This window comes from Variovorax sp. 10N412 (genome assembly GCF_056394985.1).
Window position 1 is genome coordinate 1 of the sequence record NZ_JBFTIO010000023.1, and the last position, 14,047, is coordinate 14,047.

General features: G+C 68.6%; 15 protein-coding genes. 6 read left to right on the top strand and 9 right to left on the bottom strand.

Annotated features, from left to right (window positions below; translation table 11 throughout):
- Both AC1DJH_RS30770 and AC1DJH_RS30775 read left to right on the top strand, forming a co-directional pair.
- A partial coding sequence (locus AC1DJH_RS30770) for a tripartite tricarboxylate transporter permease (protein WP_478188308.1) occupies positions 1-555 on the top strand: 555 nt, incomplete at its 5' end.
- 83 nt (positions 556-638) lie between these two features.
- The gene (locus AC1DJH_RS30775) at positions 639-1,166 is read left to right on the top strand and encodes a hypothetical protein (protein ID WP_478188309.1); all 528 of its coding nucleotides are present in this window, start codon (positions 639-641) and stop codon (positions 1,164-1,166) included.
- A gap of 33 nt (positions 1,167-1,199) precedes the next feature.
- On the opposite strand, the gene AC1DJH_RS30780 is transcribed toward AC1DJH_RS30775, so the two are convergent.
- Both AC1DJH_RS30780 and AC1DJH_RS30785 read right to left on the bottom strand, forming a co-directional pair.
- Positions 1,200-2,690 carry a hybrid sensor histidine kinase/response regulator gene (locus AC1DJH_RS30780; RefSeq protein WP_478188310.1) on the bottom strand — a complete coding sequence of 497 codons (1,491 nt, stop codon included), beginning with the start codon at positions 2,688-2,690 and terminating at the stop codon, positions 1,200-1,202.
- 71 nt (positions 2,691-2,761) lie between these two features.
- Complete coding sequence (locus AC1DJH_RS30785; RefSeq protein ID WP_478188311.1) at positions 2,762-4,243, bottom strand: ATPase domain-containing protein; 1,482 nt, start codon at positions 4,241-4,243, stop codon at positions 2,762-2,764.
- Between the two features lie 234 nt (positions 4,244-4,477).
- On the opposite strand from AC1DJH_RS30785, the gene AC1DJH_RS30790 reads away from it, so the two are divergent.
- A complete protein-coding gene (locus AC1DJH_RS30790; RefSeq protein ID WP_435496972.1) occupies positions 4,478-4,657 on the top strand; it encodes a DUF3606 domain-containing protein in 180 nt (59 codons plus the stop codon).
- A 12-nt stretch (positions 4,658-4,669) separates the two neighbouring features.
- Here AC1DJH_RS30790 and ureG read toward each other — a convergent pair whose 3' ends face one another.
- From ureG to ureE, 3 genes are read right to left on the bottom strand one after another with little or no spacing between them, the layout of a single operon-like run.
- Positions 4,670-5,320 carry an urease accessory protein UreG gene (gene ureG / locus AC1DJH_RS30795; protein ID WP_472123755.1) on the bottom strand — a complete coding sequence of 217 codons (651 nt, stop codon included), beginning with the start codon at positions 5,318-5,320 and terminating at the stop codon, positions 4,670-4,672.
- A gap of 16 nt (positions 5,321-5,336) precedes the next feature.
- Positions 5,337-6,017, bottom strand: a complete 681-nt coding sequence (locus AC1DJH_RS30800; RefSeq protein ID WP_478188312.1) for an urease accessory protein UreF — start codon at positions 6,015-6,017, stop codon at positions 5,337-5,339.
- Positions 6,018-6,039: 22 nt separating this feature from the next.
- A complete protein-coding gene (gene ureE / locus AC1DJH_RS30805; protein WP_478188313.1) occupies positions 6,040-6,642 on the bottom strand; it encodes an urease accessory protein UreE in 603 nt (200 codons plus the stop codon).
- Positions 6,643-6,713: 71 nt separating this feature from the next.
- Between ureE and AC1DJH_RS30810 the strand changes: the two genes are divergently transcribed.
- Together AC1DJH_RS30810 and AC1DJH_RS30815 are read left to right on the top strand one after the other, a co-directional pair.
- Complete coding sequence (locus tag AC1DJH_RS30810; protein WP_215249659.1) at positions 6,714-6,941, top strand: AbrB/MazE/SpoVT family DNA-binding domain-containing protein; 228 nt, start codon at positions 6,714-6,716, stop codon at positions 6,939-6,941.
- Complete coding sequence (locus AC1DJH_RS30815; RefSeq protein WP_478188314.1) at positions 6,938-7,342, top strand: type II toxin-antitoxin system death-on-curing family toxin; 405 nt, start codon at positions 6,938-6,940, stop codon at positions 7,340-7,342. The genes AC1DJH_RS30810 and AC1DJH_RS30815 overlap by 4 nt, the downstream gene beginning before the upstream one ends.
- 3 nt (positions 7,343-7,345) lie before the next feature.
- Here the strand turns inward: AC1DJH_RS30815 and ureC are convergent, their stop codons facing one another.
- Genes ureC through AC1DJH_RS30835 form a run of 4 tightly spaced genes read right to left on the bottom strand, consistent with a single transcriptional unit; the run spans position 7,346 to position 10,316 of the window.
- Positions 7,346-9,064: an urease subunit alpha gene (gene ureC, locus AC1DJH_RS30820; RefSeq protein ID WP_478188315.1), complete on the bottom strand. Its 1,719-nt coding sequence runs from the start codon at positions 9,062-9,064 to the stop codon at positions 7,346-7,348.
- Positions 9,064-9,369, bottom strand: coding sequence for an urease subunit beta (locus AC1DJH_RS30825; protein WP_435437213.1), 306 nt, complete (start codon positions 9,367-9,369; stop codon positions 9,064-9,066). Before AC1DJH_RS30825 ends, ureC begins: the two co-directional genes overlap by 1 nt.
- Positions 9,370-9,377: 8 nt before the next feature.
- Positions 9,378-9,983 carry a HupE/UreJ family protein gene (locus tag AC1DJH_RS30830; protein ID WP_478188316.1) on the bottom strand — a complete coding sequence of 202 codons (606 nt, stop codon included), beginning with the start codon at positions 9,981-9,983 and terminating at the stop codon, positions 9,378-9,380.
- A 30-nt stretch (positions 9,984-10,013) separates the two neighbouring features.
- Positions 10,014-10,316, bottom strand: a complete 303-nt coding sequence (locus AC1DJH_RS30835) for an urease subunit gamma (protein ID WP_108137189.1) — start codon at positions 10,314-10,316, stop codon at positions 10,014-10,016.
- Between the two features lie 104 nt (positions 10,317-10,420).
- Between AC1DJH_RS30835 and AC1DJH_RS30840 the strand changes: the two genes are divergently transcribed.
- On the top strand, positions 10,421-14,035 hold the full coding sequence (locus AC1DJH_RS30840) for a hybrid sensor histidine kinase/response regulator (protein ID WP_478188317.1): 3,615 nt from the start codon (positions 10,421-10,423) through the stop codon (positions 14,033-14,035).
- Positions 14,036-14,047 lie beyond the last annotated feature (12 nt).

Genomic DNA, 14,047 nt, shown 5'->3' on the forward strand with positions numbered 1-14,047 from the left:
CCGCTGCTGACGCTGGGCATTCCGCCCAACGCGGTGATGGCGCTGATGGTGGGTGCCATGACGATCCACAACATCCAGCCCGGCCCGCAGGTGATGACCAGCAACCCCGAGCTGTTCTGGGGCCTGATCGCCTCGATGTGGATCGGCAACCTGATGCTCATCGTGCTGAACCTGCCGATGATCGGCATCTGGATCAAGCTGCTGACCATCCCCTACAAGTGGCTCTTTCCGTCGATCGTGCTGTTCTGCGCGGTGGGCGTGTACTCGGAGAACAACAACACCTTCGACGTGTGGATGGTCGCGATCTTCGGCATCGTGGGCTACGCCTTCCTGAAGCTGAAATGCGAGCCTGCGCCGCTGCTGCTGGGCTTCATCCTGGGGCCGATGATGGAAGAGAACCTGCGCCGCGCGCTGCTGCTGTCGCGCGGCGACTGGAGCGTGTTCGTCACGCGGCCGCTGTCCGCGGGGCTGCTGGTGGTGGCCGGGTTGCTGCTGGTCATCGTGCTGCTGCCGTCGGTGAAGGCCAAGCGGGAAGAGGCTTTCGTCGAGGAGTGATGCATCGCAAGGCCCTGGAAAAAGCGGCGCCACGGAACTCCGCGTCATACTCGCGGTCCCATGGTTCCGCCGCTTTTTCCCCGATGCCGAACGTGCGCCTCTACGCTCCCCTGACCCTTCTTCGTGCGCTTGCCGCGAGCGCGGCCCTTCTCGCAGCGGGCGCGCCGCATGCGCAGGCGCTGCCTGCGGGTGTGCGTCTGGGCATGTCGGCCGAGGCGCTGCAGGCCGCATTGCCTGCCGCCGAACGCGTGCAACGGCCCCAGCGCCTGAGCGGCGGCCTGGTCGGCAGCTGGCACGGCGCACCGGTCGAGATGGCCGGGCTGCTGTTCGAGCCGACCTTCTTCTTTGCCGCCTCGGAGTTGCGTCGCGTCGAGTACGTGGCCACGGCTCAGGCCATGCCGGACAGCGGCGCTTCGGCTTTCGCGGCGCTCGTGCAATGGGGCCGCGGTGTGTTCGGCGCCGAACTCGCCTCGCGCGACCCCGGCAGCGCCTACGCCGCCTGGGTGAGCAACGACACCGACGTCTACGTGCAGCAGGTCAGCGACCCGCGCCGCGCCAGCGTGCGGCTCGTGTACAAGGCCCGGCAGCTGCGCGACGGCAGCGAACTCTGAGCGGGCGCGCCGCTTCAGCGGCGCCGCGTCGCTTCAGCCCGCCCCGCGCTGCGCGAGCTTGTGCAGCGCGGCCGACAGCGCCTCCACATCGACCGGCTTCAGCAGGTGGTGGTCGAAGCCCGCCCGCGCGATGCGCAGCCGGTCGTCGGCCTGACCCCAGCCCGTGAGCGCGATCAGCCCCATGCCGTGCAGTCTCGGGTGGGCCCGAAGCCGGCGCGCCAGCTCGCAGCCGTCCATGCCCGGCATGCCGATGTCCAGGATGCCGAACGACGGGTTGAACTGCTCGGCCTGTTCCAGCGCGTCCGCGCCGCTGAACGCCACGGCGGTTTGCGCACCCAGCAGCCCCAGCAGCGCCGAGAGCGACTCCGCGGCATCGCGGTTGTCGTCCACCACCAGGATGCGGTGCTTCGCGGCGATGGTCTCCTGCGACGCGCGGGCCTTGGCACCGGCCCGCACCCCGTGCTCGAGCAGCGGGAGCGAGACGATGAATTCGCTGCCCTGGTTCGCACCCTCGCTCTTCGCGACGACCGTGCCGCCGTGCAGTTCCACCAGGCTCTTCACCAGGGTGAGGCCGATGCCCAGGCCGCCCTGCGCGGCCCGCGCGGTGTCGCTCACCTGCACGAACATGTCGAAGATGGCGCCGAGCATCGCGGCCGGAATGCCCGCGCCGCTGTCCTTCACCCGTACCACCGCGTGGCCGTGGTCGCCGCGCTCGACGAAGACATCGATGCGCCCGCCCTCGGGGGTGTACTTGGCGGCGTTGTTCAGCAGGTTGGAGAACACCTGCGTCAGGCGCACGCCGTCGCCTTCCACCGCCAGCGAGGCGTCGGCGATGTGCAGCGAGAGCGTGTGCTTGCCGGCGTCCATCAGCGGGCGGCTGAGCTCCACGGCGCCGCGGATCACTTGGTTGAGCGCCAGCTCCGCGGGCTGCAGTTCGATCTTGCCGCGCGTGATGCGCGAGACCTCCATCAGGTCGCTCACGAGCCGCACCATGTGCTCCAGCTGGCGGTCCATGAGCTCGTAGTAGGGCAGGGCGGTCTCCGGCGTCAGCGCCTTGCGCTTCAGGATGGCCAGCGCGGTGCTCAGCGGGGCCATCGGGTTGCGCAGCTCGTGCGCCAGGGTCGCGAGGAATTCGGTCTTGCGCTTGTCGGCCTCGTTGAGGTCTTCCAGGATGCGGCGCAGTTCGTACTGGCGGCGCCGCGCACGCAGCGCGCTGCGCAGCGCACTCACCAGCGACGCCACGCGGATCGGGCGCTCCAGCACGGTGACATTGGCCATGCCTTCCATGGCGGTGGAAATGGCGCGCGAATCGGCGCCCTGCCGCGCCAGGATCAGCACCGGCAGGTCGGACCACGGCGGCTGGGCGGCCACCGCGGCGGCGAGCTCCGAGGCGCTGCTGCCCGAGAGCATTTCCTCGGACACCAGCAATGCCCCCGCGCCTTCGCCGACCGCGCGCAGCAGTTCCGGCAGATCGGCGCACACCTGGGTCTCGATGCTGGCGCTCGAGAGCACGGCGGAGGCCATGACGGCGTCCCGCGTCGTGGCCGTTCTCATCAGAACGCGCAACTGCGGGTTCTGGAGGGGGAGGGTGTCCGTCACGGCGAAGGCGTGGCGACGCCGTCGACCGGCACCGGCACGCCGGTCAGGATGCCGCGGAAATGGCGCAGCGGCTCGCCCACGTTCAGGCCCTCGCTGTCCATCGAGAAGGCGCGGATGGAGCGCTCATGCGCGCCGCCGCGCTTCTTGAGCACCGAGATGGCCTGGCGCACCTCGCCTTCGGCTTCGAAGTAGCGCAGCAGCACCACGGCGTCCGCCAGGTAGCTCGCGTCCACCGGCGTCTGCATCTGCATGCCGATCAGCCCGTGCTGCGCGCCGACAAGGATGGTGGCCACGCCGGACTGGCCCAGGTAGGTGAGCAGTTCGTGCAGCTGCACGATCAGGAAGCGCTCGTCGGGCATCGCGTTCAGGTAGCCGTTCAGGCTGTCGATGACGACCACCTTCGCGCCGTGCTGGGTCACCGCCACGCGGATCTCGTGCACCAGCTCGCCGGGAGAAAGCTCCGCCGGGTCGACCTGCTTGATGCGGATCCGGCCCGACTCCAGGTGGGGCTCCAGCGTCATGCCCAGGCCGGTGCAGCGCGCGCGCAGGGTGTTGACGCTCTCGTCGAAGATGAAGAGCGCCGCCGATTCGCCGCGCTGGGCGGCCGCGATGGCGAACTGCACCGCCACCGACGACTTGCCGGTGCCGGGCGCGCCGACCAGCAGGGTGCTGGTGCCCTTCTCAAGCCCGCCGCCGAGCAGTGCGTCGAGTTCCCCGATGCCGCTGGGCAGCTTGGTGAGCGTCGTGTCCGCCACGTGCTCGGCCGCCACCAGGCGCGGGAACACCTGCAGGCCGCCGCGGTGGATCTTGTAGTCGTGGTAGCCGCCGCGAAACGACTGCCCGCGGTACTTCACGACCAGCAGGCGGCGGCGCGACGCGCCGTAGTCGGAGTTCGACTGCTCCAGCCGCACGACCGCGTGCGCGATGCTCTGCACCTGCAGGTCGTGCTCGGTGGCGGTCATGTCGTCGAGCAGCAGCACCGTGCACTGGCGCCCCGCGAAGAATTGCTTGAGCGCCAGGATCTGCCGCCGGTAGCGCAGCGACGTGCCCGAGAGCAACCGCAGCTCGGACAGCGAATCGAACACGATGCGCGAGGGCTTGAGGGCTTCCACGTCGCTCAGGATGCGCAGCGTGGTCTCGCTGAGCTCCACCTCCGAGGGGTGGAACATCGTGTACTGCTCGTCGGGCTGCAGGCTGTCCTGCGTGGGCAGCATCTCGCGCACATGGATGGGCGACACGTCCCAGCCGTGCGAGGCAGCCACCCCGCGCAGCTCGGTCTCGGTTTCCGACAGCGTGACGTACAGCACCGATTCGCCGAGGCGTGCGCCTTCGAGCAGGAACTGCATGGCGATCGTCGTCTTGCCCGCGCCCGGGGTGCCTTCGAGCAGGTACAGGCGGTTGGGCTCCAGTCCGCCGCCAAGCACGTCGTTCAGGCCCGGTACGCCAACACTCAGCAGTCGCTGGTGGTGAGGCTCCATGTTGCTTCTCCGTATTGAAAGAGGTTGCCCAAATTCAAACATCGAAGCATCCGGGCGGCTTGCAGGACGGCGCCGCCAACGGCTGGCGGAAGCTTTTGTCGGTGGCACGGAGGGCGAGGCCATGTCCTGCACGGCGCGTCGGAATCGTCCGGCTGGCGCGGCGCGGCGGCCATGGAAACTGCGTTTCCTGCCTGCCCAACCCCTTAATCACCTTCAGTTCTTCAGGAGAAGACGATGCGCGAAGACACCGAGATCCGCATTCCCCAGGACGATGAACGCATCGATGTCACCGACCTCAAGGAGGTCGACTACTGGACCCAATGGTTCGGCGTGAGCGAGGCACGGCTGCGCACGGCGGTGGCCTCGGCGGGCACGGTGAAGGACGACCTGCGCATCTACCTCGGCCTGCCCTGACCCCCGGCAGGCTCAGCCTTCGGCGAGCATGCCTCGCGCTTCGATGAACGCCACCACCTCGGCCACGCCGGTGTGGGTCTTGAGGTTGGTCATCACGTAGGGACGCTGGCGGCGCATGCGCTGCGTGTCCTGCTCCATCACGTCGAGGTTGGCGCCCACGTAGGGTGCCAGGTCGGTCTTGTTGATCACGAAGAGGTCGCTCTTGGTGATGCCAGGGCCGCCCTTGCGCGGGATCTTCTCGCCGGCCGCCACGTCGATCACGTAGATGGTGAGGTCCGACAGCTCCGGGCTGAACGTGGCTGCCAGGTTGTCGCCCCCGGACTCGACGAACACGATGTCGGCGTCCGGAAAGTCTTCGAGCATGCGGTCGATCGCCTCGAGGTTGATCGATGCATCTTCGCGAATGGCGGTGTGCGGGCAGCCGCCGGTTTCCACGCCCATGATGCGCTCGGCCGGCAGCGCGCCGGCCACGGTCAGCAGGCGCTGGTCTTCCTTGGTGTAGATGTCGTTGGTGATGGCGATCAGGTCGTACTTGTCGCGCATCGCCTTGCAGAGCATTTCGAGCAGCGTGGTCTTGCCGGAGCCGACCGGGCCGCCGATGCCCACGCGCAGCGGGGGCAGTCTCTTGGTGCGATTCGGGATGTGGTGCAGGGCGGAGGTCATGGCGGGTGGGCTCGGTTCAGCTTCGGAAGAGGCGGGAATATTGTGTTTCGTGGCGGGCCGAGAGCACGGCCAGCAGGGGGGCGAAGGCCTGGCGGTCGTCGTCGCCCAGGGCCATGGCGCGGGCGACGGCGGCGGGTATTTCTTGCGACAGCCGCCCCAGGATGCGCTGGCCCGCGCTCTGGCCCAGTGGCACGGCCTTGACGGCGGCGCCGACCATGTTCTCGGCCCAGCCGAAGGCGAAGGCCAGGCAGCCGTCGTGCACGCTGGCGCCGGTGCGGCTCACCGCGAAGGCGAAGGCCACGGGGTAGCTCGCGGGCAGGCCGGCAAAGACTTCGGCCGTGTCGGCATGGTGCAGCTTGAGCCACTCGACGAAGGAGCGGCCCATCTGTTCGGCCTGCAGGAAGAATTCGGCCGATTCGCGGGTGGTCATGACCCACTGGTTGAGTTCGCGCACGCGCGGCATGTCGTTGGCGCGCCAGGCTGCAACGGCCTGCGCGAACAGGGCGAGGTCGCCGCGCGCAAAGCTCAGGTGCAACTGGTCCGAGAGCCACTCGGCAGCCTTGGCTTCCGAGTCGATGCCAGCCCATTCGACGGCCGCCTCGACGCCTTCCGAATACGAGAAACCGCCCACGGGCAGGGCGGGGGAGGCCAGCCAGATGAGCTGCAGGAGGCTGTGGGCGCCGGCTGGGTCGGACATGTCAGTGGTACGCCGCTCTGGTTCAGTGCGAGTGACCGTGGTGGTCATGGCCGTGCGAATGGCCATGGTCGTCGAGCAGTTCCGGTGCGAGCACGAGCGGCTTCGGCCCTTTGCTGCTGCCATGCGATGGCGCATGGTCGTGCCCGTGGTCATGGCTGTGACCGCCGCCGTGCGACCCATACGCGCCGCCCTCGGGCTCGAAGGCTTCGTCGACCGCCACCACGATCAGGTGCATCGAACGCAGCATGTCGGCCAGCACATGGTCGGGCTCGATCTTCAGGTGGTCGGGCTTGAGCTCGATCGGCACATGCCGGTTGCCCAGGTGGTAGGCCGCGCGCGTCAGGTCGAAGGGCGTGCCGTGGGCGGTGCAGTGCGTGATGCGCAGCACGGGCTGCGGCGCCGCGATCACGCGCACCAGCGAACCGTCTTCCGCCACCAGCACGTCACCGCCCCGCACCGCCGTGCCGCGCGGCAGGAACACGCCGATCTGGCGGGCCTGCGAATCGGTGGCGTCGAAACGGCTTTTCTGGCGCACGTCCCAGTCGAGCTCGATGGTGGCGGCGCGCTTGAGCAGCACGGGTGCAAGGCCGCGGCCCTGGGGCATGAGTTTGTTGGCGGTGAGCATGGTGGCTTGCGGCTCCAAATAAGGCGGGCTAATATAACGCTTGTTATAACTTCTGTTCAACGGAGCGTCCCATGTCCGCCCTCAAATTGACTCAGATCGGCAATTCGGTCGGGGTCATCCTGCCCAAGGAAGTCCTGGCGAGCATGAACGTGGGCAAGGGCGACACGGTCTACCTCACGCAGGCCGCCAACGGCGGGGTGACGATCACGCCGTACGACGACGAGTTCGAGCGCCAGATGGAAGCCGCGCGCCGCGTCATGAAGAAGCGGCGCAACGTCCTGCGCGAACTTGCCAAGTGAGCGCTGCCAACCAGCGCTGGGTCTGGCTGAACCTCCAGATGATCCAGTTGGTGCATGAAGAACAACTCGCAGAGCATGGGGGACCGGGCGGTGTGCGCGACGAAGGAATGCTCGCATCCGCCATGGGGCGACCACAGAACCGGGCGACGTACGAGTCTCCCGATGCCGCAACGCTGGCCGCGAGCTACGCCTTCGGCATTGCCCGCAATCACCCGTTCGTGGACGGCAACAAGCGAACCGCGTTCGTGGCCATGGAAACCTTCCTGGCCCTCAACGGATTCGAGCTTCTCGCATCCGATGAGGACTGCGTGCTGAAGACGCTCGGCCTTGCGGCAGGGGACACCGATGAAGCGTCCTTCGCGCAATGGATTCGCGATCACCTCGCGCCGCGTGACCTCTGACATTCAGAACAGGAAATACCGCTGCGCCATCGGCAGCAGCTTTGCGGGCTCGCAGGTCAGCAGGTGCCCGTCGGCGCGCACCGCGTAGGTCTGCGCGTCGATCTCCATCTTCGGCGCGTAGCCGTTGTGCACCATGTGGTGCTTGCGCACGCCGCGGATGTTCTTCACCGCGCTCAGGTGCTTGGCCAGGCCGTAGCGCTCCTTGATGCCCGAGGCCAGGCCGGCCTGCGACACGAAGGTCAGCGAACTCTTTGCGAGCGAGCCGCCGTAGGCGCCGAACATCGGGCGGAAGTGCACCGGTTGCGGCGTCGGGATCGATGCGCTGGGGTCGCCCATCGCCGCCATGGCGATGGTGCCGCCCTTCAGGATGGTGAAGGGCTTCACGCCGAAGAATGCGGGCTTCCAGATCACGATGTCGGCCCACTTGCCGACCTCGAGCGAGCCGACCTCGTGCGCGATGCCGTGCGCAATGGCCGGGTTGATCGTGTACTTGGCGACGTAGCGCCTGGCGCGGAAGTTGTCGTTGCGTTCGCTGTCTTCGGGCAGCGTGCCGCGCTGAACCTTCATCTTGTGCGCGGTCTGCCAGGTGCGGATGATCACCTCGCCGACGCGGCCCATGGCCTGGCTGTCGGAGCTGAACATGCTGATGGCGCCCAGGTCGTGCAGCACGTCTTCGGCGGCGATGGTTTCCTTGCGGATGCGCGACTCGGCAAAGGCCAGGTCCTCGGCGATGCCGGCGTCCAGGTGGTGGCACACCATGAGCATGTCGACGTGTTCGTCGAGCGTGTTCACGGTGTAGGGCATCGTGGGGTTGGTCGACGACGGCAGGAAGTTGGCCTCGCCCACCACGCGCAGGATGTCGGGCGCATGCCCGCCGCCCGCGCCTTCGGTGTGGAAGGCGCAGATGGCGCGCCCGCCCACGGCGGCAATCGTGTTCTCGACAAAGCCCGACTCGTTGAGCGTGTCGCTGTGGATGGCCACCTGCGTGTCGGTGGCGTCGGCCACGTCCAGGCAGTTGCTGATGGCTGCCGGCGTGGTGCCCCAGTCTTCGTGCAGCTTCAGGCCGATGACGCCGGCGTCGATCTGCTCGTGCAGCGGGTCGGGCAGGCTGGCGTTGCCCTTGCCCAGGAAGCCCAGGTTCATCGGGAACGCGTCGGCCGCCTGCAGCATGCGCTCGATGTGCCAGGGGCCGGGCGTGGCGGTGGTGGCGAAGGTGCCGGTGGCCGGGCCGGTGCCGCCGCCGAGCATGGTGGTGACGCCGGAGGACAGGGCCTCCTCGATCTGCTGCGGGCAGATGAAGTGGATGTGGCTGTCGATGCCGCCGGCCGTGACGATGTTGCCTTCGCAGCTGATGATCTCGGTGCCCGGGCCGATGACGATGTCCACGCCCGGTTGCACGTCGGGGTTGCCGGCCTTGCCGATGGCGGCGATGCGGCCGTCCTTCAGGCCGATGTCGGCCTTGACGATGCCCCAGTGGTCCAGGATGAGCGCGTTGGTCAGCACGGTGTCGACCGCGCCTTGCGCCCTGGTGCGCTGCGATTGCGCCATCCCGTCGCGGATGGTCTTGCCGCCGCCGAACTTCACCTCTTCGCCGTAGCCGCCGGCACGCAGGGTGTAGTCGGCCTCGACCTCGATCAGGAGTTCGGTGTCCGCCAGGCGCACGCGGTCACCCACGGTGGGGCCGAAGATTTCGGCGTAGGCACGCCTTGAAATGGTCGCCATCAGAGCTTTCCTTGAACGAGGCCGCGAAAGCCGTAGACGATGCGATCGCCCGAGTAGTCGACCAGTTCGACCGTGCGCTGCTGGCCCGGCTCGAAGCGCACCGCGGCGCCCGAGGCGATGTTCAGCCGCATGCCGCGCGCGGCCTCGCGGTCGAAGCCCAGTGCGCCGTTGGTCTCGGCGAAGTGGTAGTGCGAGCCGACCTGGATCGGCCGGTCGGCGGTGTTCTGCACCACCAGCGTGAGGGTGCGGCGGCCGGGGTTGAGCGTGTGCTCGCCGTCGTCGGTGAGGAGTTCGCCGGGGATCATGGCCGGCCTCAGATGGCCTGGGCCAGCAGCGTGGCACCCAGGCCTACCACCGCGGCACCGGCCACGCGCGGCAGCCAGGCGTTGGCATGGCGCAGCGACCAGCCGAGCGCGATGCCCGCGCCGTGCAGCAGCACCGTGGCGCCGACCATGCCGGCCAGCGTGAGGGCCGCGCCCTGTTCGCTGGCCAGTTCGTAACCGTGCGCCACGCCGTGGAACACGGCGAACACGCCGACGACCGCCATCGCGACGCCGGCCGGCAGGTGCACGCGCGTGACCACCAGCAGGCCCAGCACCAGCAGCGAAGCCGCGATCATCGGCTCGACCGCCGGCAACTGCACGCCGGCCAGGCCCATCAACGCGCCCACCAGCAGCATGCCGGCGAAGGCGAGCGGCGCCCACAGCAGGTCGGGCCAGGCGCGGCGCGCGGCCAGGGCGCTCCAGAAGCCGACCGCGACCATGGCGGCCAGGTGGTCGGCGCCGGTCAGCGGGTGCAGGAAGCCGGTGGTGAACCCGTGGTGCATGCCGCCGTCGACACCGACGTGGGCGCTGGCTGCGAAAGGCAGCAGCAGGGTGGCGAGCAGGGGGAGGGTCTTGAGGGTGTGGGCGAGGCGCATGAAAAGGTCTTTCTTCTTTTTGGCGGAGGTTCAGACGATCGGCTGGTGGACGGTCACGAGCTTGGTGCCGTCCGGGAAGGTGGCCTCGACCTGGATGTCCGGGATCATCTCGGCGATGCCGTCCATCACGTCGGCGCGCGTGAGCACGGCGCGCCCGTCGCTCATGAGCTCGGCCACGCTCCTGCCGTCGCGGGCGCCTTCCATCACGGCGGCGGAAATCAGGGCGATGGCTTCGGGGTAGTTGAGCTTCAAACCGCGGGCCTTGCGGCGTTCGGCCAGCAGCGCCGCGGTGAAGATCAGCAGCTTGTCTTTTTCGCGCGGGGTCAGTTCCATGGGATCGGCATCGGGTGGCTGGGGGAGGCGGCCATTATGGGCAAGCAAGCTTCTTTGCAACAGTCGTGCCCTGTTCGCCAAAAGTCGTACGGATGGCACGAAAGATGCACCGAAACGGTGTGAATCCCACTGACACAGCCGCCATCCCAGACGACGCTCCCCAGCGCATCGTCAAGGTCCGGCGCGACTACAACAGCTGGGTGGCCAGCGAAACGCTGGAAGACTACGCCCTGCGCTACACGCCGCAGCGCTTTCGCAAGTGGTCCGAATGGCGGGTGGCCAACACGGCCTTCGGGGCAGCGTCGTTCCTGATCCTGGAGGCGGTGGGCGCCACGCTGCTGGTGCAGTACGGCTTCGCCAACGCCTTCTGGGCGATCCTGGCGACCGGGCTCATCATCTTTCTGGCGGGCCTGCCGATCAGCGTGTACGCGGCGCGCTACGGCGTCGACATGGACCTGCTCACGCGCGGCGCGGGCTTCGGCTACATCGGCTCCACGCTCACCTCGCTGATCTATGCGAGCTTCACCTTCATCTTCTTCGCGCTCGAAGCGGCCGTGATGGCCTATGCGCTGGAGCTGGCGCTGGGCATTCCCCCGGTCTGGGGCTACCTGGTGTGCGCGCTGGTGGTGATTCCGCTGGTCACGCACGGGGTCTCGGCCATCAGCCGGCTGCAGTTGTGGACGCAGCCGCTGTGGCTGCTGATGCTGGTGGTGCCCTTCGGCTATGTGTTGGTGCGCGATCCTGGTGCGTTTGCAGGCATAACGCACTACAACGGTGTCAGATCTGGAACGCAAGGCTTCAACTTGCACCTGTTTGGCGCAGCCCTCACGGTCGGCATCGCGCTCATCACGCAGATGGGCGAGCAGGCCGACTACCTGCGCTTCATGCCCGCGCGCACCAAGGCGACAGCGGGGCGCTGGTGGGCCGGGGTGCTGGCCGGCGGACCGGGCTGGGTGGTGCTGGGGGTGTGCAAGATGCTGGGCGGCGCGCTGCTGGCCTACCTGGCGCTCACGCACATGGTGCCGGCCGATCGGGCGGTCGACCCGAACCAGATGTACCTGGCGGCCTACGAGTACGTGTTTCCGAACTACGGCTGGGCGGTGGCGGCCACGGCGCTGTTCGTGGTGATCTCGCAGCTCAAGATCAACGTGACCAATGCCTACGCCGGCTCGCTGGCCTGGAGCAACTTCTTCTCGCGCGTGGCGCACAGCCACCCGGGGCGCGTGGTGTGGGTGGTGTTCAACGCGCTCATCGCCTTCATGCTGATGGAGATGAACGTGTTCGAGGCGCTGGGCGACGTGCTGGGCCTGTTCGCCAACATCGCCATCGCCTGGATGATGGCGGTGGTGGCCGACCTGGTCATCAACAAGCCGCTGGGCCTGTCGCCGCCGGGCATCGAGTTCAAGCGCGCGCACCTGTGGGACATCAACCCGGTGGGCGTGGGCGCGATGGCGCTGGCCTCGGTGCTGTCGATCACGTCACACCTGGGTGTGTTCGGCCCGCTGGCGCAGGCGTTCTCGGCGCTGATCGCGCTGGGCACGGCGCTGGTCGCCTCGCCCCTGCTCGCCTGGGCCACGGGCGGCAAGTACTACCTGGCGCGCGGCTCCGACGAGGCCCATGGCGCAGTCCCCTTCGCGCCCGCCGAGGGCCCGCGCGCGGTGCGCTGGGCGCGCGTGGAAACCGGCAGCTACCAGCGGCTGAAGGTGCAGCACTGCGTGATCTGCGAGCGCGAGTACGAGGGGCCCGACATGGCCCATTGCCCGGCCTACCAGGGCGCGATCTGCTCGCTGTGCTGCACGCTCGACGCGCGCTGCGGCGACCTGTGCAAGCCGCATGCGAGCCTGTCGTCGCAGTGGTCGGCGGTGCTGCGCTGGTTGTTGCCGCGGCGCAGCTGGCGCTACCTGGACACCGGCCTGGGGCACTTCCTGCTGCTGATGCTGGTCATCGTGCCGCTGCTGGCCGTGGTGTTCGGCGTGCTCTACCAGCAGGAGCTGCGCGCGTTCGGCGAGGGCGCGCTCGAACTGGCCTCGCAGGCCGACGTGGCCGCGGCGCTGGCCGGCGTGCAGAAGCTGTCGCTGCGCTCGGGTTTCCTGAAGGCCTACATGGCGCTGCTGGTCATCGCGGGCATCGTGGCGTGGTGGCTGGTGCTGGCGCACCAGAGCCGCAAGGTGGCGCAGGAAGAGTCGAACCGCCAGACGCACCTGCTGGTGCGCGAAATAGAGCTGCACCGCGAGACCGACCGCGCGCTGCAGGCCGCCAAGCAGGCGGCCGACGAGGCGCGCGAGATCGCGGAGCACGCCAAGCTCGCGGCCGAGCAGGCCAAGCAGGCCGCCGACCAGGCCAACCAGGCCAAGAGCCGCTACATCAGCGCCATCAGCCACGAGCTGCGCACGCCGCTCAACAGCATCCTGGGCTATGCGCAGCTGATGGGCGAAGACCACTCGGTGCCGCCGCACCGCCAGCAGGCGGTGGCGGTCATCAAGCGCGGCGGCGAACACCTGCTGTCGCTCATCGAAGGCACGCTGGCCATTGCGCACATCGAGGCCGGCAAGCTCACGCTGCATGCACAGCCGATGCGTTTTGCCGACACGCTGCGCGAACTGGCCGACATGTTCGAGCTGCAGGCGGCGGAGAAGGGGCTGCAGTTTCGCTTCGAGGCCGCGGGCCCCTTGCCCGAGGTGGTGCGCGCGGACGAGAAGCGCGTGTGCCAGATCCTCATCAACCTGCTGGGCAACGCGATCAAGTTCACGGCGGCGGGGCAGGTCACGCTGCGGCTGGCCTATGCGCGCGAGTTCGCGTCGGTCGAGATCGAGGACACCGGCCCTGGCATGCCGGCCGAGGAGATCGAGCGCATCTTCGAGCCCTTTGCGCGCGGCAATTCCGCCGGCGCGTCGTCGGCGCCGGGCGCGGGGCTCGGGCTGACCATCGCCAAGATGCTGACCGACCTGATGGGCGGCGAGATGAAGGTCAGCAGCACGCCGGGCGTGGGCTCGCTTTTCTGCGTGCGGTTGTTCCTCCCGCGCGTGCACGACACCGTGGCGGGCGCGAACCGCCCGGTGCAGGTGCAGCAGCGCGCGCGGCGCGGCTACGAAGGCGCGCGCCGCCGCCTGCTGGTGGTCGACAACGAGGAGGCCGACCGCGACCTGCTGGGCCATGTGCTCGCGCCGCTGGGCTTCGAGCTGCGCAGCGCGGCCAGCGGGCACGACGCGCTGGACCTGATCGCCGCGGGCTACCGGCCCGACGCGATGTTCGTCGACCTCGCGATGCCGGGCATCGACGGCTGGGAAACCATCCGCCGCGCGCGCAAGCTCGGGCTGACCGACGCCTCGGTGGCCATCGTCTCGGCCAACGCCTTCGACAAGGGGCTGGACAACGACGTGGCCATTGCGCCGGAAGATTTCTTCGTCAAGCCGGTGCGTCACACCGAGCTGCTCGACTGGCTCGAACGCCGGCTCGGGCTGCAGTGGACCGACGCGGCCGCCAAGCCCGCGCCGGTGGCGCCGCGCGCGCTGCAGGCCCCCTCGCTGGAACGCCTGCGTGCGCTGGAAGAAGCGGTGAGCCTGGGCTATTTCCGCGGCATCATGAACCAGCTCGACGCCATCGACGCGGCGCAGCCCGAATGCGCGGGCTGGTCCGAGGCCCAGCGCGTGCTGGCGCGCCAGTTCCAGTTCGAAGCCATGAGCCGCGCGCTCGCCGCCGCCGTTGAAAGCGCCGCATGACCCCGATCCAGA

Excerpts from the sequence above, each read along its gene's own strand:
- AC1DJH_RS30775 (WP_478188309.1), top strand. The coding sequence starts at position 639 with ATGCCGAACGTGCGCCTCTACGCTCCCCTGACCCTTCTTCGTGCGCTT.
- AC1DJH_RS30780 (WP_478188310.1), bottom strand. The coding sequence starts at position 2,690 with ATGGCCTCCGCCGTGCTCTCGAGCGCCAGCATCGAGACCCAGGTGTGC.
- AC1DJH_RS30785 (WP_478188311.1), bottom strand. The coding sequence starts at position 4,243 with ATGGAGCCTCACCACCAGCGACTGCTGAGTGTTGGCGTACCGGGCCTG.
- AC1DJH_RS30790 (WP_435496972.1), top strand. The coding sequence starts at position 4,478 with ATGCGCGAAGACACCGAGATCCGCATTCCCCAGGACGATGAACGCATC.
- ureG (WP_472123755.1), bottom strand. The coding sequence starts at position 5,320 with ATGACCTCCGCCCTGCACCACATCCCGAATCGCACCAAGAGACTGCCC.
- AC1DJH_RS30800 (WP_478188312.1), bottom strand. The coding sequence starts at position 6,017 with ATGTCCGACCCAGCCGGCGCCCACAGCCTCCTGCAGCTCATCTGGCTG.
- ureE (WP_478188313.1), bottom strand. The coding sequence starts at position 6,642 with ATGCTCACCGCCAACAAACTCATGCCCCAGGGCCGCGGCCTTGCACCC.
- AC1DJH_RS30810 (WP_215249659.1), top strand. The coding sequence starts at position 6,714 with ATGTCCGCCCTCAAATTGACTCAGATCGGCAATTCGGTCGGGGTCATC.
- ureC (WP_478188315.1), bottom strand. The coding sequence starts at position 9,064 with ATGGCGACCATTTCAAGGCGTGCCTACGCCGAAATCTTCGGCCCCACC.
- AC1DJH_RS30825 (WP_435437213.1), bottom strand. The coding sequence starts at position 9,369 with ATGATCCCCGGCGAACTCCTCACCGACGACGGCGAGCACACGCTCAAC.
- AC1DJH_RS30830 (WP_478188316.1), bottom strand. The coding sequence starts at position 9,983 with ATGCGCCTCGCCCACACCCTCAAGACCCTCCCCCTGCTCGCCACCCTG.
- AC1DJH_RS30835 (WP_108137189.1), bottom strand. The coding sequence starts at position 10,316 with ATGGAACTGACCCCGCGCGAAAAAGACAAGCTGCTGATCTTCACCGCG.
- AC1DJH_RS30840 (WP_478188317.1), top strand. The coding sequence starts at position 10,421 with ATGCACCGAAACGGTGTGAATCCCACTGACACAGCCGCCATCCCAGAC.